At 63.4% G+C, this 26,176-nt stretch carries 19 protein-coding genes and 1 pseudogene; 6 read left to right on the top strand and 14 right to left on the bottom strand.

All coding sequences use genetic code 11. The features are described 5' to 3' along the window. Positions 1-26: 26 nt before the first annotated feature. Together QSV46_RS19280 and QSV46_RS19275 are read left to right on the top strand one after the other, a co-directional pair. A complete protein-coding gene (locus tag QSV46_RS19280) occupies positions 27-2,246 on the top strand; it encodes an acetate--CoA ligase family protein (RefSeq protein WP_314954754.1) in 2,220 nt (739 codons plus the stop codon). Between the two features lie 101 nt (positions 2,247-2,347). Then, positions 2,348-3,169, top strand: coding sequence for an MlaD family protein (locus tag QSV46_RS19275; protein WP_314954751.1), 822 nt, complete (start codon positions 2,348-2,350; stop codon positions 3,167-3,169). Positions 3,170-3,172: 3 nt separating this feature from the next. On the opposite strand, the gene QSV46_RS19270 is transcribed toward QSV46_RS19275, so the two are convergent. From QSV46_RS19270 to urtA, 9 genes are all read right to left on the bottom strand, one after another. Further along, positions 3,173-6,310, bottom strand: coding sequence for an autotransporter domain-containing protein (locus tag QSV46_RS19270; protein WP_409997181.1), 3,138 nt, complete (start codon positions 6,308-6,310; stop codon positions 3,173-3,175). Between the two features lie 156 nt (positions 6,311-6,466). Then, positions 6,467-7,507, bottom strand: coding sequence for an aliphatic amidase (locus QSV46_RS19265; RefSeq protein ID WP_314954747.1), 1,041 nt, complete (start codon positions 7,505-7,507; stop codon positions 6,467-6,469). Positions 7,508-7,547: 40 nt separating this feature from the next. Continuing rightward, positions 7,548-7,925 carry a zinc ribbon domain-containing protein gene (locus QSV46_RS19260; protein ID WP_314954745.1) on the bottom strand — a complete coding sequence of 126 codons (378 nt, stop codon included), beginning with the start codon at positions 7,923-7,925 and terminating at the stop codon, positions 7,548-7,550. Positions 7,926-8,021: 96 nt separating this feature from the next. Continuing rightward, positions 8,022-9,251 carry a formamidase gene (gene fmdA, locus QSV46_RS19255; protein WP_314954742.1) on the bottom strand — a complete coding sequence of 410 codons (1,230 nt, stop codon included), beginning with the start codon at positions 9,249-9,251 and terminating at the stop codon, positions 8,022-8,024. 27 nt (positions 9,252-9,278) lie between these two features. Next, positions 9,279-9,968: an urea ABC transporter ATP-binding subunit UrtE gene (urtE, locus tag QSV46_RS19250; RefSeq protein ID WP_314954740.1), complete on the bottom strand. Its 690-nt coding sequence runs from the start codon at positions 9,966-9,968 to the stop codon at positions 9,279-9,281. A 10-nt stretch (positions 9,969-9,978) separates the two neighbouring features. Beyond that, a complete protein-coding gene (gene urtD, locus QSV46_RS19245) occupies positions 9,979-10,734 on the bottom strand; it encodes an urea ABC transporter ATP-binding protein UrtD (protein ID WP_314954737.1) in 756 nt (251 codons plus the stop codon). A gap of 10 nt (positions 10,735-10,744) precedes the next feature. Next, complete coding sequence (gene urtC, locus QSV46_RS19240; RefSeq protein WP_314954734.1) at positions 10,745-11,887, bottom strand: urea ABC transporter permease subunit UrtC; 1,143 nt, start codon at positions 11,885-11,887, stop codon at positions 10,745-10,747. Between the two features lie 17 nt (positions 11,888-11,904). Next, complete coding sequence (gene urtB / locus QSV46_RS19235) at positions 11,905-12,831, bottom strand: urea ABC transporter permease subunit UrtB (protein ID WP_314954733.1); 927 nt, start codon at positions 12,829-12,831, stop codon at positions 11,905-11,907. 144 nt (positions 12,832-12,975) lie between these two features. Continuing rightward, positions 12,976-14,235, bottom strand: a complete 1,260-nt coding sequence (gene urtA, locus QSV46_RS19230; protein ID WP_314954730.1) for an urea ABC transporter substrate-binding protein — start codon at positions 14,233-14,235, stop codon at positions 12,976-12,978. A 177-nt stretch (positions 14,236-14,412) separates the two neighbouring features. Here urtA and QSV46_RS19225 point away from each other — a divergent pair. Together QSV46_RS19225 and QSV46_RS19220 are read left to right on the top strand one after the other, a co-directional pair. Beyond that, positions 14,413-17,784, top strand: a pseudogene (locus QSV46_RS19225) (ATP-binding protein). Continuing rightward, the gene (locus QSV46_RS19220; protein WP_314954726.1) at positions 17,768-18,697 is read left to right on the top strand and encodes a response regulator; all 930 of its coding nucleotides are present in this window, start codon (positions 17,768-17,770) and stop codon (positions 18,695-18,697) included. Before QSV46_RS19225 ends, QSV46_RS19220 begins: the two are co-directional and overlap by 17 nt. A gap of 238 nt (positions 18,698-18,935) precedes the next feature. Here the strand turns inward: QSV46_RS19220 and QSV46_RS19215 are convergent, their stop codons facing one another. Beyond that, the gene (locus QSV46_RS19215; RefSeq protein ID WP_314954723.1) at positions 18,936-20,438 is read right to left on the bottom strand and encodes an NAD(P)/FAD-dependent oxidoreductase; all 1,503 of its coding nucleotides are present in this window, start codon (positions 20,436-20,438) and stop codon (positions 18,936-18,938) included. Between the two features lie 125 nt (positions 20,439-20,563). Continuing rightward, positions 20,564-21,322, bottom strand: coding sequence for a S1 family peptidase (locus tag QSV46_RS19210; protein WP_314954720.1), 759 nt, complete (start codon positions 21,320-21,322; stop codon positions 20,564-20,566). Positions 21,323-21,430: 108 nt separating this feature from the next. Between QSV46_RS19210 and QSV46_RS19205 the strand changes: the two genes are divergently transcribed. Further along, positions 21,431-22,066, top strand: coding sequence for an HAD-IA family hydrolase (locus tag QSV46_RS19205; protein WP_314954717.1), 636 nt, complete (start codon positions 21,431-21,433; stop codon positions 22,064-22,066). A 106-nt stretch (positions 22,067-22,172) separates the two neighbouring features. Here the strand turns inward: QSV46_RS19205 and mtnA are convergent, their stop codons facing one another. The 3 genes from mtnA to QSV46_RS19190 all read right to left on the bottom strand — a co-directional run bounded on the left by mtnA (position 22,173) and on the right by QSV46_RS19190 (position 24,554). Then, entirely contained in the window at positions 22,173-23,279 is a 1,107-nt protein-coding gene (gene mtnA, locus QSV46_RS19200; RefSeq protein WP_314954714.1) for an S-methyl-5-thioribose-1-phosphate isomerase, read from the bottom strand. Positions 23,280-23,297: 18 nt separating this feature from the next. Continuing rightward, positions 23,298-24,173, bottom strand: a complete 876-nt coding sequence (locus QSV46_RS19195) for an S-methyl-5'-thioadenosine phosphorylase (protein ID WP_314954711.1) — start codon at positions 24,171-24,173, stop codon at positions 23,298-23,300. 108 nt (positions 24,174-24,281) lie between these two features. Continuing rightward, positions 24,282-24,554, bottom strand: coding sequence for a phosphopantetheine-binding protein (locus QSV46_RS19190; RefSeq protein ID WP_314954708.1), 273 nt, complete (start codon positions 24,552-24,554; stop codon positions 24,282-24,284). A 356-nt stretch (positions 24,555-24,910) separates the two neighbouring features. On the opposite strand from QSV46_RS19190, the gene QSV46_RS19185 reads away from it, so the two are divergent. Next, positions 24,911-26,128 (top strand): acyl-CoA dehydrogenase family protein, encoded by a 1,218-nt coding sequence (locus QSV46_RS19185; RefSeq protein ID WP_314954706.1) that lies wholly within the window; start codon positions 24,911-24,913, stop codon positions 26,126-26,128. The last annotated feature ends 48 nt before the right edge of the window (positions 26,129-26,176 follow it).

Raw genomic sequence — 26,176 nt, 5'->3', positions numbered from 1 at the left:
AAAAAGAACAATAGGTGAGAAACGCCATGGAAGCCCAGGTATCAGCCGCGTCTGTTTCTCCGCGTCCATGGTCGCCGGCGCCCGATGCAAGCGATGTCGTCAAAGGCATTCACGCCATGCTGCACCCGCACAACATCGTGCTGGTGGGCGCGACCGACAAGCCCGGCAATTATGCCGAGCGCATCTGGAACAACCTGGTCAAATACGGCTACGAGGGCGGGCTCTATCCGGTCAACGCCAGGCGCGAGACCATCTGGGGCGTCCCTTGCTACAAGGACTTTGCGAGTCTCCCGGAAAGGCCCGATCACGTTCTGGTGCTGGTGCCCGCGCGTTTTGTCGTGCAGGTGATCCGCGACGCCGCCGCGGCGGGCGCGCGTTCGGCTACTGTCGTCACCTCGGGCTTCAGCGAATTGCAGGATGAGGAGAGCCAGAGGCTCGCCGCCGAATTGCAAGCCGCGATACGCGAGACGGGCCTCACCGTCACCGGCCCGAACTGCCTCGGCAATTTGAGCGCCGGCGAGAAGCTCTTTACCAATATCGACGACCGCATCGTCACCATGGAACAGGGCGCGGTGGCGATCGCCGGTCAGTCCGGCGCCATCGTCATGGCGATCCGCCAGGCGCTGGAGGATCGCGGCGTCGGAGTCGGCTACATGGTGACGACCGGCAACGAAGCCGGGCTCGAGACGCCGGATCTGATGCGCTATTTTGCCGAAGATCCCAGCATCAGGGTGATCGTGGTCTATCTCGAAGGCGTCCGCAACACCAAGGCGTTCCGCGACGCCTGCAAGGCGGCGCGGGCCGCGAGCAAGCCCGTGATCGCGCTCAAGCTCGGGGCGTCCGAGGGTGGTCGTGCGGCGGCGATGGCACATACCGGCGCACTCGCAGGCTCGATCGAGACGTTCGACGCCGTTGCAACCCGCGAAGGCGTGATCCGGGTCGATGGTCTCGACGAACTGATCGAGACCACCGAATGCTTCGTCCATTCAGCCGTGCCCAAAGGCGACCGGCTCGCCGCGGTCACGCTGTCCGGCGGCAAGCGCGGCATGCTGCTTGACGCCTTCTATGCCGAGGGCCTGAACTTTGCGCCGCTGAGCCCGCATGTCGGCTCGGAACTGGCCAAGATGCTCGGGCCGGGCTCGATTGTCGGCAATCCGCTCGACGCCGGCTTCGCCGCGGTGGTCGATCCCTCCGTCTACATGAAGTCGATCGAACTGATGATCGACGACCCCGATATCGACATCGTCATCATCGATGCCGAACTGCCGAAAGCACCGCACGAACTGCGCGAGCGCAATTTGCGCATCGTCAACGAGATGGCGAGCCGGGCCGCAAAGCCGGTGATCTACATCAGCGCGATGTCGATCGGCTTCACCGAGTTCACCAAGGGCTTGCGCAAATCGTTGCCGCATCTTGCGGTGATGCAAGGTATGGATCGCGCGGTGACCGCGATCAAGTCGCTGCTCGCCTATGCCAGGCTGCGCAAGGAGGTGCCCGACATCGTCTCGAGCTCGAAGCCTGCCGCGCGCACTGTGCTGGAGAAGGCGCTGAAATCGGCGAGCGGTGCCGCGCTCGACGAGGTCGCCTCGAAGAAGCTGCTGAAAGCCTATGGCATCCCGATCTCGAAGGAGGCCATCGCGCAGACGGCGGCGGAGGCGGTGAAGATCGCCAGGCAGATCGGCTTTCCGGTCGTCGCAAAACTCGTCAGCGCCGAGATCCTGCACAAATCCGACATCGGCGGCGTGGCGCTGAATCTCAACAGCGCGACTGAAGTGAAGAAGGCATTTGCCGACATCACCGCGCGCGTGGCGAAGCTGAAGGGCAAGCCGAAGCTCGACGGCATCCTGATCGCGCAGCAGGTCAAGGCTGACCTGGAGCTCGTCGTCGGCGCCTCGCTCGACGCCGAGATGGGGCCGGTCGTGCTGTTCGGCACCGGCGGCATCGACATCGAGCTGATGAAGGACGTCGCGCTGGCCGGTGCGCCGCTGGACGAGGCCGAGGCGCAGCTCCTGATCGGCCGCACCAAGGCCGGCATCAAGATGCGCGGCTATCGCGGCAAGCCGGCGTTGCACGAGGCCTCGGCGGTGAAGGCGCTGGTCGGCCTCTCCAACCTGATCGCGGATGCCGGCGACCGGATCGCCTCGATCGACATCAACCCGTTCCTGATCAACACCAAGACGGGCGTGGCCGTCGATGCCCTGATCGTGTTGAACAATGCTGCGGCAAGACGTGCGGTTGGACATTGATGGCGCGTAAGGCGGGTTACGCTTCCCTAACCCGCCTTGCCTAGAATCGCGGGCCATTGGGCCTCCTTCCAACTTCCCCACTTTGGCCGTAGAATCGCACCATGGCACGCGCGAGCAATCTGGTGATCGGTACGGCAACGCTGGCAGCGATCGCCGTGGCGTTCGGCGGCGTGCTCGGCGTGCAGAAATGGCGCACCATCCAGAGCCGCAGCCAGTTGCGTGTGGTGTTCGAGGGCGGCTCCGCCAGTGGCCTGCGCCGCGGCGGGCCGGTCAATTTCGACGGCATCCCCGCGGGCCAGATCCTGTCGATCAAGCTGGACAATCCGCGCAAGGTCGTGGCCCTGGTGATGCTCGACAACACCGCGCCGATCCGCAAGGACACCGTCGCGGGCATCGAGTTCCAGGGCCTCACCGGGGTCGCCGCGATCTCGCTGATCGGGGGGGCGCCCTCGGCGCCGCCGGTGCCGCTGGACTCGGACGGCATCCCCGTGCTGACCGCCGACCTCAGCGACGCCGAATCCATCGTCGACACCCTGCATAGCGTCGACCGCACGATCGTGAGCAACGCGCCTGCAATCAAGGAGGGCCTGAGCACGTTCGAGACCTACACCGCCGATCTCAGGAGCAAGGGTGGCGAAATCGATTCCGTCATGGCCAAGGTCGACAGCGCCTTCGTGGGCTTCGACAAGGCGGTCACGAAGATCGAAGGCGTGGTGCCAGGCTTCGTCGACGGCAAGGCGGACGAGCTGTTCGAGAAGATCAAGGGACTGCACGAGCTCGCCGATACCATGAGGAAGAAATCGGCGGGCTACCTCGAGGACATCCGCCGCTCACTGCTCGACGTCAGCGAGGCCGCCAACAAGATGAGCGGGACGCCCGTGGCGCCGCGGCCTCCTCGCAGGCCGCCGCAGAAGAAGCAGTAGAGCCTACCAGGCGTAGCGCACGAGGCCCTTGCCGGCGTAGGAGCGGGTGACGTTCGAGAACTCGCCCTCGAAGGTCGCCGACGCCGACCAGCCGTTCATCCAGCTCATCTGCACGGCCGCCGTGGTCAGTGCGGAATCGCGCGCCTGGGCGGCCCCATTCACGACGAACACCGCGCCCGGCAGCGTCTGGAACACCGCGCCGACGGCGCGATCCGGATTGTAGTCATGCGCCCAGGCGATCCGGCCGCGCAGCGTCATCAGACCGCCGGCCGCAGCGAACGACTTGTCCGCGCGCAGGCCGAGCTCGGTGCGAGTGCTGGTCACGTCCTTGGCGGCATAGTTGAGCGCGAAGGTGTTATTGCCGACCACTGCCAACTCCGAATAGTTCGGCAGGCTGAACAAGGTGGCCTGTGCCGCAGCATAGGGCGTCAGGCCGATCCACTGCGTGGCATAGCGATAGCCGCCCTCGATACGGCCCGAGAAGGCGTTCGCGTTGAACTGCGCACGCAGCTGATCGACGCCGGCAGCCGTGACGATGCGGTTGGTCGTGACGTCCTGCCAGCCATAAGCCAGCGCCGCCGTGATGTAGGCGGGTCCCGCGGTGTGACGCACGAACGCGCCGGCCTGAAACAAGTCGGAGCGGCCCCAACCCAGGCCGTTGACGTTGAAGCCGGTGCCGCCGCCGGCAAGCGCAAAGCCGGCGATCGTCGACGGCGAGAAGCGATAATCGAGACCGACGGCAGTGCCATAGACGCTGCTGCTGGTGTTGTTCGAGCCGAGCGCAACATTGCCGTCGGTGGTCTGCGAGCCGCCATAGCCGGCCGCCCACACGTCCCAGCGCTGCTCGAACGTGAGAGCCGGTGCCTTTCGGTAAACCGAGGCAAAAGCGTCGCGCGCGCTTCTGTCACGTGCAGCCTTGCCGGTCGCGGCATAGGCATTTGCGCCGGCGTCGTCGGCATAAGGCGTCGCACCAGGTATACCGCTGCGCCCCGGGCCGAACACGTCGGTCAACAGGCTGATGAACAGGTTCATCGCGTTGAACGTCGTCTGCTGCGTACCCGTCGCCGACTCGCCGGAGGCCTGGGTGAGGCCGGCCGGCGAAAGGTTGGCGAGCGCCACCGGCAAGCTGCCGGTGCTGTTGAAGTAATTCGTCAGGACGTTGGCGACGTTCTGCTGATTGACGTTGAGGCCGCCACCATAGCCCAGCGCGAGGTCGAGGTAGACGTTGTTCAAATCGTAGCTGAGCGTCGCATGCAGGTTCGACGACAGGCCCGCGACAACGGGATTGAAGGCGTCGGGAAGCGTGCCCGCGTTGAGGATCGTATAGTGCTTTCCAATCGAGCCGGTCGGAACGACGACGACGGTCGCGCCGTTGAGCGTCGCCGTGCCGGTCACAGCTGCGAGGCCGTTGCTGGCGCCCGAGATCTGCACCCTGTAGCTCGACGCGCTGGTGAACGAGAGGTCACCGGACACGGTGAGCGTTCCGGCCGGATTGCCCGGCGCCAGCCTGCCGCCATTGACGGTGGTCGTGCCGACCGTGGCGGCGCCGCCGAAGGTACCGCCGGCAGCGACGGCCACGGTGCCATTGATGGTGCCGGCGAGCATCAGCGTGCCGCCGAGCACGTTCCAGTCCTGGTTGCCGGTACCGGTCACGGTCCAGGTCGAGCTGTCGACCTTGTTGAAGGTCGAAAAGCCGTCGTACTGGAGGCCGGTGCCGATCAGGTCGAGATTGAAAATATCCTTGCCGGTCCCGCCGAGCTGGAACCCGTCGGTGCCGGATGCAAGCACCTGGCCATTAATGACGCTGCCGGGGCCGAGCGTGAGCGTGTTGGAGCCGCAGCCGCAGAAATCGATCGCAATGGCACCGGACGCGCCGGCGTCGATGGTGCCCGAATTGAAGATGCTGGCACCGTTGCTCACCATGATGCCCGTGCCGTTGGCGCCGACCGTGATTGTGCCGGTGTTGACGATCTGGTTGGTCGTGCCGAACGCACTCACATCGATGCCCACACTGGACGCACCGACGGTGATCGTGCCGCCGTTGGTGACTGTATTGGAATCGCCGATCACGAGGAGGCCTTCGGCGAAATCGGCGCCGGTGATCCGTCCGCTGTTGGTGATGGTGGAGAACGAGCCGTTATAGGCAACGCCGGCGCCGCCCAGGCCGACATTGATCGTGCCGCTTTGGCTGATCGTGGCCCTGTCACCTTGCATCGAAATGCCGGCCGATCCGCTAGCGCCCGCATTGATCGTGCCGCCGTTGGTGACTTTAGAATCATCGCCCTGCACGGCAATGCCGACGCCAAAATCGCCAGCCGCGATCGTGCCGAGATTGCTGACGGTCTGGAAGTCGCCCTGCATGAAGATGCCGGCAGCGTTCTGTCCGACCGTAATAGTGCCCGTGGCGGTATTGGTGACCGTATTGTTGTTATTGATCGCCAGAATGCCGCCGGAGAAGCCGGTGGAGGCGCCCACCGTGATCGCGCCGGCATTGGTGACGGTCGCTCCGCCGAACACGACGATACCGGTCGAATCGTCGACACCGGTGATCGTACCTGTCGCGGCGTTCGTGATCGTGTTGTTCTGGCCCGCGAAGATGCTGACGCCCGACGCACCGACGGAGAGCGTGCCGCTGTTGGTCACGGTGTTGCTGTCGCCGACCGAGATCGCTGCGCCGCTGTCCCCGGTCGTGATTGCGCCGGCATTGGTGATGATATTTTGGTCGATCGCCTGGATGCCGCGGCCGTTGTCGAGCACCGTGATGGTGTTGTTATTGGTCACGGTGTTGGAATTTCCAACGGCAATGCCGGTGAGGCCCGAGCCTGCCGACAGCGTTCCGTTGTTGGTGACGGTATTGGAATCGTTGACGCCGATCGAAAGCGCGCCGTTGTCGTTCACGATCGCGCCGGACAGCACGTTGACATTGAGGCTGCCGACGCCGGCTCCGGCCTGAAAACCGTCGGTGTCGGTGCCGGTACAGGTCACGGTCTGGCCGCTCGTCGCCGGATCGGGCGTGCAGAGCGCGTTGGCCGGTGTCGCGCAGACGCCGAGACCCAAAAAGATCGCAGATCCGCTGACGGACAACGCGGCGCCGCGCCGGCGCAGTCGACCTGGCCGCCTCGATAGCCCCTCGCCCCTCACGTCACGCCCCCGGTTCCCGTCAATTCCACGGGGAACTTAGGCCATGAGGAGGTCCCATAGAACTACGGCAGCACCGGAACGCGTCCGTTTGGCCACAACTGCGGCGGAATCCCACCGTGATGTTGCAACCGCGCCACGGTTTTGCCGGGCAAGGGTTCAGTAATTGGTGGCCGCCGCCTCGTTCGGGATGCCGTCGATCGGACATTCCGCAGTCCCCGGCGTCGAACGCGTCATCGCTTCGACCATGTCGCGCGTGCCTTCGGGATCGGCGATCCAGTTCTTGTAGAAATCATAGGGGCAGGCCGCGACGCCGCGCGGGCTTTCGCCGGAATTGATCATGCCGGTATAGCCGCGGTGGACCAGCTTGTAGAGATGGTTCTGCGACTGGCCGTTGCGGCGCGCATCGCGGATCAGATGCTTCGAGAGCTGGGCATACTGGATGCCGTAGTCCTCCTCGCCGCACTCGCCGAGGGTGCGGCCGTCGAAGCCGATGATCGCGGAGTGGCCGAAATAGGAATAGACGCCGTCGAAGCCGGCGGCGTTGGCGACCGCGACATAGACGTTGTTGGCCCACGCCATCGCCTTGGAAATCAGGACCTGCTGTTCCTTGGCCGGATACATGTAGCCCTGGCAGCGCACGATCAGCTCGGCGCCCTTCATGGCGCAGTCGCGCCAGATCTCCGGAAAGTTGCCGTCGTCGCAGATGATCAGGCTGACCTTCATGCCCTTCGGGCCGTCCGAGACATAGGTGCAATTGCCGGGATACCAGCCTTCGATCGGCACCCATGGCATGATCTTGCGGTATTTCTGCACGATCTCACCCTTGTCGTTCATCAGGATCAGGGTGTTGTAGGGCGCCTTGTGCGGATGCTCCTCGTGGCGCTCGCCGGTCAGCGAGAACACGCCCCACACCTTCGCCTTGCGGCAGGCCTCGGCGAAGATCGCGGTCTCTTCGCCCGGCACCGCAGAGGCGGTCTCGTACATCTCCTTGGAGTCGTACATGATGCCATGGGTCGAGTATTCCGGGAAGATCACGAGGTCCATGCCGGGCAGACCGGCCTTCATGCCCACCAGCATGTCGGCGATCTTGCGGGCATTGTCGAGCACCTCGGCCTTGGTGTGCAGGCGGGGCATCTTGTAGTTGACCACTGCGACGCCGACGGTGTCGTTGCTGCTGGAAATGTCGCCGTGAAGCATGTCGAGCGCTCCTGTCTTTTATTTGAGGTTGTCGTGTGCGTCAGTGACTGATCATCCAGGGCCGCGCGGTCGGAAAGCCCTTGGCGCCGCTCCTGGTCTTGGTCACCAGCCGCGCAGGTTTGCCCTTGTCCGTCGAGCCCTTGTCCTTCACGGTCTTGCCCGTGGAGCAACAGCCGCAACCGGGGCCGTGCGAGGCCTTGTATTGGGCGAGCGTCTGCGGCGCGTGCGTGCTGCGCTCGTTGACGGCGTGCGCCTTGCGCCTCTCCGCCGGCATGCAGAGGAAGTTCGGCGCGGTCAGGATCACTCGCGGCGCCATCGTCTCGCAGTGCGGGCAGCCTTGCGGATCGTCGCATTCCGCCATCGGGCGCAGGTCCTTGAACGGACCGCAATCGTCACAGAGATATTCGTAGACCGGCATCGCATCATCCCTACGCTGTTGCCTGTTTGGAGAATTCCGCGGCGGATGCGGGGCGGCAAATACACACCGTCCCGCATCCCGTCGCGCAGGGAGAGACTATTTGTCCGGCGAGATCGGCATCTGGATGTCGCCGGTGATGTGCTTGATCGGTCCCGCCGCCGACGGCATCACGTCGAAGTCGAAGATCTCCGTCGGCAGCCACAGCGTGGCGCAGGCATTGGGCACGTCGACCACACCTGAGATGTGGCCCTGGCACGGCGCGGTGCCGAGGATCGAATAGGCCTGCGCGCCGGAGTAGCCGAACTTCTTCAGATATTCGATCGCATTCAGGCAGGCCTGGCGATAGGCGATGGTGACGTCGAGATAGTGCTGGTTGCCTTGCTCGTCGACCGAGATGCCCTCGAAGATCAGATAGTCCTTGTAGTTCGGCGTGATCGGCGACGGCTTGAAGATCGGGTTCTTGATGCCGTATTTCGCCATGCCATCCTTGATCACCTCGACCTTGAGATGCAGCCAGCCGGCCATCTCGATTGCGCCGCAGAAGGTGATCTCGCCATCACCCTGGCTGAAGTGCAGATCGCCCATCGACAGACCCGCACCCGGCACGTAGACGGGGAAGTAGATCTTCGAGCCGCGCGAGAGATCCTTGATGTCGCAATTGCCGCCATGCTCACGCGGCGGCACGGTGCGCGCGCCTTCGGCGCCGATCTTGTCCTTGACCTCACCCTTGGCGCGACCGCCGTGGGCGGTCGGCGCGAACGGCGGATTGGCCAAACCGGGCACGCGGGTCGGGTTGGTCGCGATCAGCTCGGCCTCGCGCTTGTTCCAGGTGTCCAGCATCTTCGGATCGGGCAGACAGCCGATCAGGCCGGGATGGATCAGGCCGGCGAAGTTGACGCCGGGCACGTGGCGTGACGAGGTGTAGAGACCCTTGATGTCCCAGATCGACTTCTGCGCCAGCGGGAAATGATCGGTGAGGAAGCCGCCGCCATTCTGCTTGGAGAAGAAGCCGTTGAAGCCCCACAGGCTCTCCTTCATCGGACCGACGTCGAGCAGGTCGACAACGAGGAGGTCGCCGGGCTCGGCGCCCTTGACGCCGATCGGACCGGAGAGGAAATGTACGATCGAGAGGTCGATGTCGCGCACGTCGTCGGCCGAATCGTTGTTCTTGATGAAGCCGCCGGTCCAGTCGTAGGTCTCGATGATGAAGTCGTCGCCGGGATTGACCCAGGCCACGATCGGAATGTCGGGGTGCCAGCGGTTGTGCACCATGTCATTTTCGTAGGCCGATTTGGTGAGATCGACCTTGATCAGTGTCTCTGGCATCGAGAAGCTCCCCTTTTACACGGTTGGTTAGACGGACAGATATTTCGAGACCTGCGCGGCATCGACGGCGTCGCGCGGATCGTCGCGCACGATCTCGCCGTTCTCGATCACCAGCACGCGGTCGGCGATCTCGAGCGCGAAGCTGAGGACCTGCTCGGACACGACGATCGACAGCCCCTTTTCGTCGCGGATGCGCTTGAGCGTGCGCGCCATCTCCTTGATGATGGACGGCTGGATGCCTTCGGTCGGCTCGTCCAGCAGCAGCACCTTTGGCTTGGTTGCGAGCGCGCGAGCGATGGCGAGCTGCTGCTGCTGGCCGCCGGAGAGATTGCCGCCGCGGCGGCCTTTCATCTCCAGCAGCACCGGGAACAATTCGTAGATGTCAGCCGGCACCTCGGTCCCGCCGGAGACGACGAGACCGGTCTCGATGTTCTCCTTCACCGTCATGGTCGAGAAGATCATGCGGCCCTGCGGCACATAGGCGAGGCCCTTGGCCACGCGCGCGTAGCTCGGCAAGGCACCGAGCTCGGCGCCCTCCATGGTCACCGAGCCGCTTTTCGCCGGCAGGATGCCCATCAGCGATTTCATCAGCGTGGTCTTGCCCATGCCGTTGCGGCCCATGATCGACACGATCTCGTTGGGGGCGACCTTGACGTTGAGCCCGTGCAGCACCTCGCTCTGGCCGTAGGCGACGTGGAGGTCTGAGATTGCCAGCATGCGAGGCTCCTTAGTGACCGAGGTACACTTCAACGACCTTGGGGTCGTTCTTCACCTTCTCCATGGTGCCCTCCGAGAGGATCTGGCCCTGGTGAAGCACGGTGACCTTGTGCGCGATGTCCTCGACGAACTTCATGTCGTGCTCGATCACCAGCACCGACCGGTTCTTGATGATGCGGTTGAGCAGCTCGGCGGTCTTGGCACGCTCGGATACGCTCATGCCGGCGACGGGCTCGTCGAGCATCAGGAGGTCCGGATCCTGGATCAGCAGCATGCCGATCTCGAGCCACTGCTTCTGGCCGTGGCTGAGCTCGTCGGCATAGGTATTGAGCTTGTCCTTGAGGAAGATCATCTCCGCGACCTCCGCGACCCGGTCCTTCACCAACTGGTCGCGCTGGAACGTCAGCGAGCCGAACACGGTGCGCCCGCGCGGAAACGAGATCTCGAGGTTCTCGAAGACGGTGAGGTCCTCGAACACCGATGGGGTCTGGAATTTGCGCCCGACGCCGGTCTGCACGATCTCATTCTCCCTCATTTTCGTGAGCTCCTTGCCACGAAACTGAATCGAGCCCGATGTCGCCTTTGTCTTGCCGCAGATCAGGTCGAGCACCGTGGTCTTGCCGGCGCCGTTGGGACCGATGATGACGCGGATCTCGTTCTCCTCCACGTAGAAGGAGAGGTCATTGACCGCCTTGAACCCGTCGAACGAGACGGTCAATCCGGAGACCGCGAGCAGGAAGTCCTTGGGCTGATGTCCAACGAGCATGATGGTCCCCTCACTCTGCCGGTGCGCCGTCGGCGACCGAATTATCCTTCCAGCCGGGCTTCGACTTGCGCGAGGCGAACAGCCGGTCGATGTGCGGCTGCACATAGTCGGCCCAGAGCCCGGACAGACCGTTCGGGAAGGCGAGAACGACCGCGATGAACAACGCGCCGAGGCCGAACAGCCAGAGCTGCGGGAAGGATTCCGACAGGCTGGTCTTGGCGAAATTCACCAGAATGGCACCCCATATCGCGCCGAGGATCGACATGCGCCCACCGACCGCGGTGTAGATCACCATCTCGATCGACGGCACGATGCCGACGAAGGACGGCGACATGAAACCGACATTGAGCGCGAACATGGCACCGCCGATCGCGGCGAAGACCGCGGCCATGCAGAAGGCAAAGATCTTGAAATTGGCGACGCTGTAGCCGGAGAAGCGGACGCGGTCTTCCTGCTCGCGCATCGCGACCAGGATGCGTCCGAGCTTGGTCAGGCGAATGAACTGCGCAATGCCGATGCAGGTGAACAGCAGCACCACCTCGACGAAGTACAGGATGACCTTGGCGTGATCGGGCCGGATGTCCCAGCCCTTGAGCGTGCGCAGATCGGTCATGCCGTTGATGCCGCCGGTATAACCCTGCTGTCCGACGATCAGGATGGTCAGGATGGCGGCGACCGCCTGGGTGATGATCGCGAAATAGGTGCCGCCGACGCGGCGCTTGAACATCGCGGTGCCGATGATCAGGGCAAAGAGGCCTGGGACCAGGATGATGGCGAGGATGGTGAAGGTGAGGCTGTGAAATGGCTGCCAGAACAGGGGCAGCGAGGTGATCTGATTCCAGTCCATGAAGTCGGGGATGCCGGGCGTCGACTGGATCTTGGTGTTCTCGACGCTGGAGGCTTCGAGCTTGAGGAACATCGCCATGCAATAGCCGCCGAGGCCGAAGAACACACCCTGCCCGAGACTCAAGATGCCGCCATAGCCCCAGCACAGCACGAGGCCGAGCGCGACAAAGGCATAGGTCAGGTATTTCGCGACCAGATTGAGACGGAACACATCCAGCGTCAGCGGCAAGATCACGAACAGCACTGCAGCCAGGGCAATGAAGCCCATGAGTTCGGAGCGATTGAAGAAGCGTGAGTTGATGATCATGACTTGCCTGCTTCCCGTTATTTGCGGACTTTGAGGGCAAAGAGGCCCTGCGGCCGCAGCATCAGGATGCCGACGACAGCGAGCAGCGTGAGCACCTTGGCCATCGAGCCCGACGTGAAGAATTCGAGCGTCGATTGCGTCTGCGAGATCGAGAACGCGGAAGCGATGGTGCCGAGCAGGCTGGCCGCGCCGCCGAATACGACGACGAGAAACGTATCAACGATGTAGAGCTGGCCGGATGTCGGCCCTGTGGAGCCGATCATGGTGAAGGCGCTTCCGGCGACGCCGGCAATGCCGCAGCCGAGACCGAACGTGTAGCGATCGACCTTCTCGGTGTTGATGCCGACCGCGCCGGCCATGATGCGGTTCTGCACGACGGCGCGAACCTGACGGCCCCAGCGCGACTTGTACATCACATAGGCGACGCCGAGGGTAATCAGCACGGTGAGGCACATCACGAAAACGCCGTTGATCGGCACCTCGATGCTGTCGGTGACGTGCAGCGAGCCGAGCATCCACTGCGGCAGCTCGACGCCGACCTCGCGCGCGCCGAACACGGAGCGATAGGCCTGCTGGAGCATCAGGCTGAGACCCCAGGTCGCGAGCAGCGTATCGAGCGGGCGCTTGTAGAGATGCCGGATCAGCACCCATTCCACCAGCATTCCCAAGGCACCGGATGCGACAAAGGCCAGGATCATCGCCAGGAAGAAGTAGCCACTGAACAGGCTCGGCAAGTAGGACTGGAATAAATTCGAAGTCATCCAGGTGACGTAGGCCCCGAGAATCATGAACTCGCCATGAGCCATGTTGATGACGCCCATCTGGCCGAAGATGATGGCAAGTCCGAGCGCCATCAGCACGTAGACCGAGAACAGGATCAGTCCCGCAAAGCCCTGCATGACGAAGATCGAGCCGAGATCACCAAGCGAATAGTCGCCGAACATCGATGTCCTCCGTCAGGGATGAGGTCCCGCGTCGCGAGCAGGTTCGCGACGCGGGGGGCTTGGGCGTGGACTTGCAATCCACGCCAGGGAGCAGCTTGGTCTGGAGAGAAGGCGCGACTGATTTCGCGACCTACCGGGCGCGTTTTACTGGTAGCCCTTGGGGAACGGATCCGGCTCGACGAGATCGGCGGTCTCGAAGATCAGCTCGAACTGGCCATCGAGCTTGGCGCGTCCCACCCGGGTCTTCGACCAGAGGTGATGATTCTCGTGGATACGCACATAGCCTTCCGGAGCACCCTTGAACTCGACACCCGGCGAGGCCGCCGCGATCTTGTCGACGTCGAAGGAGCCGGCTTTCTCAACCGTCAATTTCCACAGCCACGGGCCGAGATAGGCAGCCTGGGTGACGTCTCCGATGACGGTCTTTTCGCCCCACAGCTTCTTGAACGCCGGCACGAAGGTCTTGTTGTTCGGATTGTCGAGCGACTGGAAGTACTTCATGCAGGCATAGGCACCCGCGATGTTCTCACCACCGATGCCGTCGATTTCGTCTTCGGTCACCGAGATCGTCAGCAGCGCCTGCTTCGAGAGGTCGATGCCGGCGGCCTTGAGCTGCTTGTAGAACGCGACGTTGGAGCCGCCGACGACGTCGGTGAAGATCACGTCGGGCTTGGTCAGCTTGATCTTGTTGATGACCGAGTTGAACTGGGTCGAGCCGAGCGCATAGTACTCCTCGCCGACGACCTTGCCCTTCAGCACATTCTCGACGTGCTTGCGCGCGATCTTGTTCGAGGTGCGCGGCCAGATGTAGTCGGAGCCGATGAAGAAGAACGACTTGGCGCCTTTCTCCTTGGCAATCCAGTTCAGGCCGGCGAGAATCTGCTGGGTCGCTTCCTGGCCGGTGTAGATCACGTTCTTGGACTGCTCGAGGCCTTCGTAGAAGGTCGGGTAATAGAGCATGCCGTTGTACTGCTCCATGACCGGCAGCACCGCCTTGCGCGAGGCCGAGGTCCAGCAGCCCATGATGGCCGCGACCTTGTCGTTGACGAGCAGCTTCTTGGCTTTTTCCGCAAATGTCGGCCAATCGCTGGCGCCGTCTTCCTGGATGAACTTGATCTTGCGCCCGAGCACGCCGCCCATGGCGTTGATCTGCTCGATGGCAAGCTTTTCGGCCTCGATCGAGCCGGTCTCGGAGATGGCCATGGTGCCGGTCGCCGAATGCAGAATGCCGACGGTCACCTCGGTGTCGGTGACCGCAAGGCCCGTGGTGTTGACCGCTGAAGTCGCCGGGGTCTGCGCAAAAGATGCCCGCGGCATCATCGTGATAACAGGCACGGCGGCCATGCCCATCAATAGTCTGCGCCGTAACGGCGACAGCAGGCCCTTGTTTGCTTCGTCTGACATGAGCACCCCACTTTTTGTTCGAGAACACGCGATTGGCCCGTGAGGATGGCTCGAATTTGTGCAGCGCAAGCATACGCAAGATCGCGTATACTGCACCGCAAAATACCGACGTAGGCTTTTGGTACGGGATTTGCGAGTTCACGAGAGGTTTCGGACGGCTTCGGGAGTGGGGTTCGAGTGGCAGGGCGGCAGCGAATAGACCGCGTCAGGCGCCAGTACAATCAATGGGTCGCCAACCAGACGCTGGAAGACTACGCGCTGCGCTTCACCGCCAAAAGCGCGCGCCGCTGGTCCGCCGCCCGCGTCGCCAACACCGCGATCGGCGCGATCTCCTTCCTGGTGCTGGAGGCGATCGGCGGCACCATCACCCTCAATTACGGCGTCACCAACGCCGCTGCCGCGATTCTCGTCGTCTCGACCATCATCTTCTGCTGCGGCGTGCCGATTGCCTATTATGCAGCCAAATGCGGCATCGACATTGATCTCCTCACTCGCGGCGCCGGCTTCGGCTACATCGGCTCGACCATTACGTCGCTGATCTATGCCTCCTTCACCTTCATCTTTTTCGCTGTCGAGGCGGTGATCCTGGCAACCGCGCTGGAGATGTGCTTGGGCATCCCGCGTCCGATCGGCTACCTCATCAGCGCGGTCGCGATCATCCCGCTCGTGACCTACGGCATCACGTTGATCAGCCGCTTCCAGCTCTGGACGCAGCCGCTCTGGGTCATCCTGCACATCCTGCCTTTCGCCGCGATCGCATGGGCCAATCCGCACTCCTTCACGGAATGGCACAAATTCGCCGGCGAACATGGCGACCTCGGCGGACATTTTGATCTGCTGCTGTTTGGTGTCGCGTCCTCCGTCGTGTTCTCCCTGGTGGCGCAGATCGGCGAGCAGGTCGACTTCCTGCGCTTCTTGCCACGCGACCGCCGCACTTCGAAGGCGTCGTGGTGGATTGCGCTGATGAGCGCAGGACCGGGCTGGATCGTGCTCGGCGCACTGAAACTTCTGGCCGGCTCGTTCCTTGCCTTCTTTGCGCTGAGCCACGGCGTGCCGCCCGAGGAGGCCGCCGAGCCCGCGCATATGTATCTCGTGGCCTTTCGATACGTGCTGTCGGAGCCGGATCTCGCGCTGGCGTTGACCGGCGTTTTCGTGGTCCTGTCGCAGCTCAAGATCAACGTCACCAACGCCTATGCCGGTTCGATCGCCTGGTCGAATTTCTTCTCGCGCCTGACGCACAGCCATCCTGGGCGCGTCGTCTGGCTGGTGTTCAACGTGATGGTGGCGCTGCTCTTGATGGAGATCGGCGTCTACAAGGCACTCGAGCAGACGCTGGCGCTCTATTCCAACGTCGCGATTGCCTGGGTCGGCGCGCTGGTGTCCGACCTCGTCGTCAACAAGCCGCTCGGCCTGCGTCCGCCGCAAATGGAGTTCAAGCGCGCGCATCTCTACGACATCAATCCGGTCGGTGTTGGCGCGATGACGCTCGCGATCATCGTCTCGATCGCGGCGTTCTACGGCCTGTTCGGCCCGACCATGAAAGCGCTCGCCGCCTTCGTCGCGCTGACGGTCGCCTTCGTCACGGCACCTGTGATCGCATGGCTCACCGGCGGAAAGTTCTACATCGCGCGCAAGCCGAAACGAAGCTGGGCGAACATCGAGTCGATCCAGTGTTGCATCTGCGAGCACAGCTTCGAACCCGAAGACATGACGTCCTGCCCCGCCTATGCCGGTCCCATTTGCTCGCTGTGCTGCTCCCTCGATGCGCGCTGCCACGACCTCTGCAAGCCGCATGCGCGGGCGCAGGTGCAGTTTGCCGATGCGCTTGGCAAGATCCTGCCGCAGCCGATCTATCAGCGGATCAACTCGCAGTTCGGGCACTACATCGGCGTGTTCGTCGTGTCGGCCGGCCTCGTTGCGCTGGTGCTCGGCTTGATCTACCTGCAGACCTCGGCGAGCGTGCATGGCGAGAACACGCTGGTCTCCAACGTGCTCTGGAAGGTGTTCTTCTCGCTCAGCATCATCATCGGCGTCGTCGCCTGGCTGTTCGTGCTGGCCCAGCAGAGCCGCCGGGCGGCCGAGGCCGAAACCAAACGGCAGACGACGCTACTGATCCAGGAAATCGACGCGCACAAGCGCACCGACGCCGAGCTCCAGCGCGCCAAGGAGGTCGCCGAATCCGCCAACCTCGCCAAGAGCCGCTATGTCGTGGGCCTCAGCCACGAGCTGCGCTCGCCGCTGAATGCGATCAGCGGCTATGCCCAACTCCTCGAGCAGGACGCCTCGCTGCAGACCAAGCCGAAAGACCAGGTCCGCGTCGTCCGCCGCAGCGCCGATCACCTCTCTGGCCTGATCGACGGCATTCTGGACATCTCCAAGATCGAGGCCGGACGGCTGTATCTGTCGCGCGACGAGGTGCGCCTGACCGAGTTCCTCGACCAGCTCGTCGGCATGTTCCGCCTTCAGGCCGTCGCCAAGGGGATCGACTTCGTCTTCAGGCGGCCGCCCCATTTGCCGCTCGTGGTCTATGCCGACGAGAAGCGGCTGCGCTAGGTGCTGATCAATCTGCTCTCCAACGCGATCAAGTTCACCCAGACCGGCAGCGTGCAGTTCGTCGTGCACTATCGCAGCCCCGTCGCCGAGTTCGAGGTGACCGACACCGGTCCCGGCATCCAGGGCGACGATCTCGAGCGGATCTTCGCGCCGTTCGAACGCGGCGCGCTCGGAGTCTCGCAGCCACAGACCGGCACGGGGCTGGGGCTTACGATCAGCCGGCTGCTGGCCGGCGTGATGGGCGGCGATATCAAGGTCGCCAGCACGGTTGGCCGCGGCAGCACATTCAAGGTGAAGATGCTGCTGTCGGAGGTCACCAACCCTAGGCGCATCGCGCCAGTGGAGGCCCCGGTCTCCGGCTATCACGGCGCTCGCAAGACCATTCTCGTCACCGACGACGATCCTGTTCATCGCGACCTCTTGCGCGAAGTGCTGACGCCGCTCGGCTTCATCCTGCTCAGCGCTCCCGACGGGCCGGGCTGCCTGGCGCTGGCGCAGCACTGCCGGCCCGATCTGTTCCTGCTCGACATTTCCATGCCGGGCATGGACGGCTGGACGGTGGCGGAGACGCTGCGCGCGAACGGCCATCATCAGGCGCGCATCCTGATGGTCTCGGCCAGCGCGCTCGAAGCCCACGGCACGCCGCTGGCGCAGCCTTTCCACGACGGCTACCTGATGAAGCCGATCGACATTCCGCGGCTGCTGGAAACCATCCGACAGTTGCTCAAGATCGAATGGCAATACGGCTCGGACGAGATCATCGTGCCCCTGTGGCGGCCGGAGAGTGGTTCGCGGCCGCCGGCGCGGCACATCGAAGCGCTGATCGGGCTCGGCCAGATCGGCTACGTCAAGGGCATTCAGTTGAAGCTGGACGAGATCGGCAGCGAGTACCCCGAGCATGCCGATTTCGTCGCGCAGATGCGATCGCTGGTCGATCGCTTCGACCTCGACCGGTACATGGCCACATTGAAAACATTGCATGCGTATGAGCACTGAGCCGAAAAAGCGCGACGTCGCGCTGGTGGTCGACGACTCTCCGGAGACGCTGCGGCTGCTCACCGACGCGCTCGACGGCGCCGGAATGACGGTGATGGTGGCGCTCGATGGCGCGAGCGCAATGCGCATCGTCGACCAGATCACGCCCGACATCGTGCTGCTGGATGCGGTGATGCCCGGCATTGATGGCTTCGAGACCTGCCGGCGCCTGAAGCGCGATGCGGGCCTTGCCAATGTACCCGTGATCTTCATGACGGGCCTTGCGGAGACCGAGCACATCGTGCGCGGGCTGGACGCCGGCGGCGTCGACTACGTGACCAAGCCGATCGTGATCGAGGAGATGCTGGCACGCATCCGCGTCCATCTCGGCAATGCCCGGCTGACGCAGAGCGCCCGCGCCGCGCTCGACGTTTCCGGCCGCTTCCTGTTCGCGGTCAACCGGCAGGGTCATTTGCTCTGGGCAACGCCGCAGGCGCAGAAACTGTTGGCCGATCACCATGGCGCGCAGGCCGGCGACGACTTCGTCCTGCCGCCGCCGCTGCTGCAATGGCTGGAGCAAGCCAAGGGCAAGGGCAGCTCAAAGTCTCAGGCCGCCTCCTTGCCCGACAATCCGCAGCTCCGATTCTACTACATGGGCGAAACCGCGCCGAACGAATTCCTGCTGCGGCTCTCCAGGGAATCCGGCACCACCCTGCCGCCCGAATTCACCAGCGAACTCGGCCTCACCACCCGCGAAGGCGAGGTGCTGGCCTGGCTCAGCAAGGGCAAGACCAACCGCGACATCGCGCAGATTTTGGGCTTGAGCCCGCGCACGGTCGACAAGCATCTGGAGCAGATCTACTCCAAGCTCGGGGTCGAGAACCGGACTGCGGCTGCGGCGATCGCAGCCAATGCGACGCGGCGGAATTCGTAGTTTTTGCGAACGAGTTGAGACACCATCCATCCAACAAATGCTGTCATCCCGGACAAGCGCAGCGAAGCGGAGCGCAGATCCGGGATCCATAGTGACGGGGAGACGTTCGGCGAGGCCTCGGAGTTGCCGGTTCGCCCGGCAACTACTGCCTGGGAGTATGGGTCCCGGGTTCGCTTCGCGCCCCGGGACGACGGCGGAGTGGGCGGCGTCCTCTACCGCCCCTTACTCGAACAGCCCCTCACCCATACACGAACGCCTTGTCATCCAGATCCGTCTTCGGGATATCGTCCTTCTCGGTCCAGTAATCCTGGCTATGCTGCCATTCCGGCTTGTCGCCGCGCTTGGGCAGCAGGTCCATGTTGCGCATCATGTAGCCGGGGTTGAAGTTTTCCGGATCGATCCAGGGCAGGATCGGCATGTTGTGGTCTTCGGCGCGCAGCTTGACCTCGACCTTTTTCTTTCCCTTGGTTTTCATGTGACCGAGCAGCCGGCAGACGAAGTCGGCGACGAGATCGACGCGCAAGGTCCAACTGGCGCGGAAATAGCCGAACACCCAGATCATGTTGGGCACGCCCGTGAACATCATGCCGCGATAGGTGACGGTGTCGCCGAAGGCGAGCGGCTTGCCGTCGATCTCGAAGGCGATGTCGCCGAGCGCTGCGAGATTGAAACCGGTCGCGGTGACGATGATATCGGCGTCCAGCAGCTTGCCGGATTTGAGCTGGATACCGTTCTCGACGAAGCACTCGATCTCGTCGGTGACGACGGACGCCTTGCCACTGGCGATACCCTTGAACAGATCGGCGTCCGGCACGAAGGCGATGCGCTGCCGCCAGGGGCGATAGCTCGGCGTGAAATGCGTCTCGACATCATAATCGGGACCAAGGACTGCGCTGATCTGGCCGATCAGCTCCTTCTTTACCTGCTCAGGCTTGGAGAGGCAGAGCTTTGTGAACGCATCCTGCTCGAACAGGATCTTGCGGCGGACGATCTCGTGAATCCAGGCCTCGTCGACCTGGAGCCTGCGCAGCTCCTCGGCAATCTCGATGGCGTTGCGGCCGAGGCGGAAATAGGTCGGCGACCGCTGCAGCATGGTGACATGCGCGCATTGGTCCGCGATGTTCGGCACGAGGGTCGCCGCCGTCGCGCCCGAGCCGATCACGACGACCTTCTTGCCCGCGAGATCGATGTCGTCTGGCCAGGTCTGCGGATGGACAAGGCGGCCCTTGAAGCGATCGGTGCCTTTCCACTCGGGCGTGTAGCCTTCCGAATGGCGATAATAGCCCTGGCACATCCAGAGGAAGTTGGCTGTGAAGGTTTTTGCTTCACCGGTATCGGTCACGACCGCCTCGATGGTCCAGAGATTTTTCTCGCTGGACCAGCTCGCGGAATTGATCCTGTGCTTGTAGCGGATGTGCCTGGCGAGATCGTTTTCGGCGATCACCTCGTTCATGTAGGCGAGGATTTCCTCGGCCGTCGCGATCGGCGGTCCGACCCAGGGCTTGAAGCTGTAGCCGAAGGTGTGCAGGTCGCTGTCCGAGCGTATGCCGGGATAGCGATGCGTGGTCCAGGTGCCGCCGAACGTCGCCTGCATTTCAAGGATCACGAAGCTCGCGCCCGGAAGCTGCTTTGTCACGTGATAGGCGCTGCCGATGCCGGAGATGCCGGCACCGACGATCAACACGTCGAAATGTTCAGAAGCCTGTTTGGCCGTGGCGTGACTGCGAACAGCGACATTCATTGTTGCTTCTATGCCTTGCTTGTTTTTGTGACCGTCCTTGACCGGACGGCGCGTTTCCTCCGCGACGGGCATGGTCACCCGTCGCGCCTTCGTTACAAGATGACATAGATCAACTCGCGGTCAAATCACAGCGCCGCACCCCAGATCCGCGCGGTCTGCAAGATCCAGTCGCGATAGAGCGTGAGCGGCGTGACGCCGGTCAGCCCGCCGCAACCGGCGGCGCCGTTCGGCCCCGTCGACCAGCTGATGACGCCGACCAGCAGCGGGCCGTTCGGCCTGTCCTCGAACACGGGACCGCCGGAATCGCCGGTGCAGGCGCCAATTCCGTCGCGAACACCGTTGGTTACGGGATCGACCAGGCGAATTTGAAGCGTGCCGGGCTGCCCTGTGGCAACGAGGCCGGCAACGCGAATCGTGCCGCCGCTCTTGCCGTCACCGCGCACCGTGACGCCAATGCCGGCGACGACGAAGCGGCTGCCGACCTGGATTGGAATTTGCGGCATGCCGACAGGCACCGTCGATTTTCCCTTGAGTGGAATATCGAGTTGCAGCAGCGCCACGTCGGCGGTGGCGCGATGCGCCTGCATGGCCTGCATGTTGAAGTTCGGATGAATCGCGACCGTGCGCACGTTCAGCAGTTGCGGCTGACCGTCGGTCCCGCGATCGACGATCTTGTAGTCCGCACCAGGCTGTACGCAATGGGCGACGGTGAGCACCAGCTTCGGTGCGATCAGGCTGCCGGTGCAAAAATTGCCGCGTGACCCGACGATGGTGACGATCGCCCGCGCGACACCATCGGCCTGCGGTGTGCCGCCGCCGACAATCGCGTGCGAGGGCGACGCGAGCAACAGCGCGGCTATGATGAGGGTTGCAAGCTTCTTCATGGGAACACGCTTTGGCGTCAGCATCAGTGACGGTCGGACTGCTTCGGACTGGCCCTTGCCGATAGCGCATGCTAGCCCTCTTGGAAAGGAATTGACGGGGACGGGATCTTGACGATCGAGGCTGTGATCTTTGATTTTGGCGGCGTGCTGACGAGCTCGCCGTTCGAGGCGTTCGCGCGATACGAGACGGAGCGCGGCCTGCCCGTCGACATCATCCGGCGCACCAACGCTGCCAACCATCTGGAAAACGCCTGGGCAAAGTTCGAACGCGCCGAGGTCGACATCGAGGCGTTCGACAGGCTGTTCGCCGAGGAATCACTCGCGCTCGGCGCGGAGGTGCGCGGGCGCGAGGTGCTGCCGCTGCTTCAGGGCGACTTGCGCCCCGAGATGGTCGAAGCGCTGAAGCGCATCAAGGCGCAATTCAAGACCGGCTGCATCACGAACAATCTGCCGGCCAACGCGATCGGCAGCATGACCGGGCGCTCACTTTACGTCGCCGAGGTGATGGTGCTATTCGACCACGTCATCGAATCCGCCAAGATCGGCCTGCGCAAGCCCGATCCGCGCATCTACAAGCTGATGGTCGAGACGCTGCAGGTCGATCCGAAGGCTTGCGTCTATCTCGATGATCTCGGCGTCAATCTAAAACCCGCGCGCGAGATGGGCATGACCACGATCAAGGTCACCAGCGGCGCGCAGGCGATTGCAGAGCTCGAGGCGGCGACGGGATTGAAGCTGAATTAAGTCGTAGGGTGGGCAAAGCGAAGCGTGCCCATCAAAGCGCGCTTGGCGCGGAATGAAGATTGTGGGCACGGCGCGATGCGCCTTTGTCCACCCTACGAGAGTAAGCCTACTCTACCAAGGCGATCCGTTCGGGAAAGGCCGCAGCCAGCGATGCACGATCCGGCTTCAGCACACCGCGCTCGGTGATGAGGCCGGTGACGAGTCGCGCCGGGGTCACGTCGAACGCGTAATTCGCGACCGGCGAGCCCTCCGGCACGATGCGCACCGTTTCCAGCCTTCCGTCCGCCGTGCGGCCAGTCATGTCGGTAACTTCCGTACCGCTGCGCTGCTCGATCGGGATGTCGCGGATGCCGTCGTGGACCGCGAAATCGATCGTCGGCGACGGCAACGCGACGTAGAACGGCACGCCGTTATCGTGGGCGGCGAGTGCCTTCAGATAGGTGCCGATCTTGTTGCAGACGTCGCCATTGGCCGCGACGCGGTCAGTGCCGACGATGGCGAGATCGACCATGCCGTGCTGCATCAGATGTCCGCCGGTGTTGTCGGGGATCACGGTGTGCGGCACGCCGTGATGGCCGAGCTCCCAGGCGGTGAGCGAGGCGCCCTGGTTGCGCGGCCGGGTCTCGTCGACCCAGACGTGGATCTTGATGCCACGCTCATGCGCGAGGTAGATCGGCGCCGTTGCGGTTCCCCAGTCGACGGTGGCGAGCCAGCCGGCGTTGCAATGGGTGAGCAAATTGACCGTCTCGCCCGGCTTCTTCTTTGCGACGATCGCCTCGATCAGCTTCAGGCCGTTGTCCGCGATGCCGCGGTTGATCTCGACGTCCTGCTCGACGATCTCGTCGGCCCGCGCGTACGCCGCATCGGCCCGTTCAACCGGATCGACCGGCGCGAGAGTCGCGCGCATCTCGTCGAGGGCCCATTTCAGGTTGATCGCTGTCGGCCGCGCCACGACCAGTGTCTCGTAGGCACGCTTCAGGCCGGCATCGGAAGAATCCTCGCGCATCGCGAGCGCCATGCCGTAGGCCGCTGTGGCGCCGATCAGCGGCGCCCCGCGCACCAGCATGTCGCGGATCGCAACCGCTGCATCTTCGCACGAGGTCAGCTTCGCGACGACGAATTCGTGCGGCAGCCGGCGCTGGTCGATCGCGCCGACGGACCAGCCGTCGCGCTCGCGCCAGATGCTGCGAAAATACTTGCCGTCGACCTTCATGGCATTCTGCCTTTCGTCTCAACCACGCAGGATGCGCCCAGCCACCGCATCGAGCTTCTTCAACAGCTCGGGATCACGCGCCTCGGGCGCCGTGATCAGCGCGGTGTCGAGCGCCCGATCGGAGCCGATCGGGCACGGCTCGTGCTCGCGCGGAAAATCCTTCGCCAGCCGCGCCACCAGCGCCTTGGCCCTGTCGGCGTTGGTCGTCAGCACGCGGATGATGTCCTGCACGGTCACCGCGTCATGATCGGGATGCCAGCAGTCGAAATCCGTCACCATCGCGACGGTGGCGTAGCAGATCTCGGCCTCGCGGGCGAGCTTCGCCTCAGGCATGTTGGTCATACCGATCACGGAGTAACCCAGGGTCTTGTAGGTCATGCTCTCCGCATAGGTGGAGAATTGCGGCCCTTCCATGCAGACATAGGTGCCGCCGCGCGCGAACGCGATGCCCTCGGCTTCAGCGGCCGCGGCAAGGTGAATTCGCAGGCGCGGTGAGACCGGATGCGCCATCGACACATGCGCGACGCAGCCCCTGCCGAAGAACGAGCCCTCGCGCTTGTAAGTGCGATCAACGAATTGGTCGACGAGAACGAAGGTGCCTGGCGGCAATTCCTCCTTGAAGGAGCCACAGGCCGACAGCGAGATCAGGTCGGTGACGCCGGCCCGCTTCAGCACGTCGATGTTGGCGCGATAGTTGATGTCGGAGGGCGACAGCCGGTGGCCCTTGTCGTGCCGCGGCAGGAACACGATCGGCAGACCGGCGATGGAGCCGCGCCGCAGCGGTGCCGACGGCTCGCCCCAGGAACTCTGGATCACCTCTTCGCGAGCATTCTCCAGTCCCGGCAGATCGTAGATGCCGGAGCCGCCGATGATGCCCAATACCGCCTGCGTCATGCCTGCTCCACCTGTCCGCTACCTGCGACATGGTTAAGCTATGCCAGTTTTGCGGCGGTTTTGGAACGGGGCTTGGGAGCCTGCCGGCGAGAAGATACGGGCGCCGAGCTAAGCCGCGGCCGCCAGCTGCAGCTGGGTGGCGATCATGCGCTCCAGCGTCTCGACCGACTGGAAATTCTCCGGCGTGATCTCGGATTGGGGAATCGTGAAATCGAACTCGGCCTCGACGCCGAGCATCAGATTGACCATGTCCATCGAGGTCAGGCCGGCGTCGACGAGCTTTGTCGACGGCGCGACGTCGGCAGTGAGCGAGTTCTGCTCGAGAATGCCCTTCACCAGCTTGATGATGCGATTGCGCACGTCGGTATCAAAAGACTGCATCGGCAAATTCCCATATGTCTATCAAAGATCGGGCCGGTTGCCGGGTACGATGGGCACGACGGGCCGATCCCACAATAGGCGGCACCATTACATCGCGTTTCTTAGTAAACGATGACTCAGATTGTCTGGAATTCGAGCTTCTTCCAGATCCCTAACGCGATCGCCGGAATTCGGGCGGTGCAAACAACCCGGACTTAACTGTTCATTCGGAATTCGATTTTGTTTACCCTCTATTTCATCGACGAATTTGAATTAAATCCGTAGCCTCGTCCCACAAGCAAAGATGGTCGGAGGATCGCTTGCGGCATCGCGAATGATGCCGGCGATCTCGAACGGCAAACCGGAGGCGGACGAGCATGAACATGCGTGAAGCAGTTCTCACTGTCGACGAGACGCAGACGAGCTTCCTCGAGCAAGGTCCCTCTCTGGTCGAACGCGCCGCCCGGACCGCCACCGTTGCGGCTGCCGACGCAGACGCGGTCGATCGCGACGCCCGCTTCCCGCACAAGGCTTTCGAAGTCGCGCGTGAGCAGAAACTGCTCGGCGTCATGATCCCCGTCGAGTTCGGTGGCTTTGGTGCCTCGATCTACGACGTCACCGACATCTGCTACACGCTCGGACGCGCCTGCGCCTCGACCGCGATGATCTACGCGATGCATACGACCAAGGTCGCCTGCGTCGTGAGGCACGGCCATGGCATTCCCTGGATGGAAACCATGATGCGCCGGGTCGCACGCGACCAGTGGCTGCTCGCCTCCTCCACCACGGAAGGCCAGAACGGTGGCAATATCCGCGCCAGCGCGGCCGCGGTCGACCATGCCGGCGACACCGTCTCGCTGGTGCGCGACGCCACCGTGATCTCCTACGGCGCCGAGGCCGACGGTCTCGTCACCATCGCCCGCCGCACAGGCGAGGCCGCCGCCTCCGACCAGGTCCTGCTGGCACTCGCCAGGGACGATTATTCGCTGAAGCAGACGCAGGGTTGGGAAACGCTCGGCATGCGCGGCACCTGCTCGACCGGCTTCGAGCTGAAGGTCGACTGCCCCGCCGACCGGGTCTTCCCGGAATCTTATGACAAGATCCACGCCCAGACCATGACGCCGTTCGCGCATCTGTGCTGGTCGTCGGCCTGGGCCGGCATCGCCGCCGCGGCCGTGACCCGCGCGCAGGCTTTTGTTCGCAAGGCGGCCCGCAGCTCCGGTGGCCAGATGCCGCCCGCCGCCGCGCACTTCACCGCCGCAAAGATGTCTCTGGCAAAATTGCGCGCACTGATCGCCGCAAATGTCGACGCCTTCGCCCGTTCCGAACATGACGAGCGCGCGCTGGGCTCGCTCGACTTTCAGTCCTCGATCACGCTGCTGAAGGTGCAGGCCTCCGAGCTCGCGGTCGAGACCGTGATGCATGCGATGCGTACCACGGGCCTTTCCGGCTACCGCAACGACGGCGAGTTCACCATGGGCCGCCATCTGCGCGACGTGCTGTCGTCGCCGATCATGATCAACAACGACCGCATTCTGGCCAATGCCGCGACCTCGACGCTGATGAGCGGCATTCCGACAAGCCTTCGAGATTAACGAGCCTTTGAGATCAACGAGCCTTGAAATCAACGAGCCTTGGCGACT

The sequence above is a fragment of the Bradyrhizobium cosmicum genome (assembly GCF_032290525.1).
Classification (GTDB): Bacteria; Pseudomonadota; Alphaproteobacteria; order Rhizobiales; family Xanthobacteraceae; genus Bradyrhizobium; species Bradyrhizobium cosmicum_A.
This window is presented reverse-complemented; position numbering and strand designations above follow the sequence as displayed.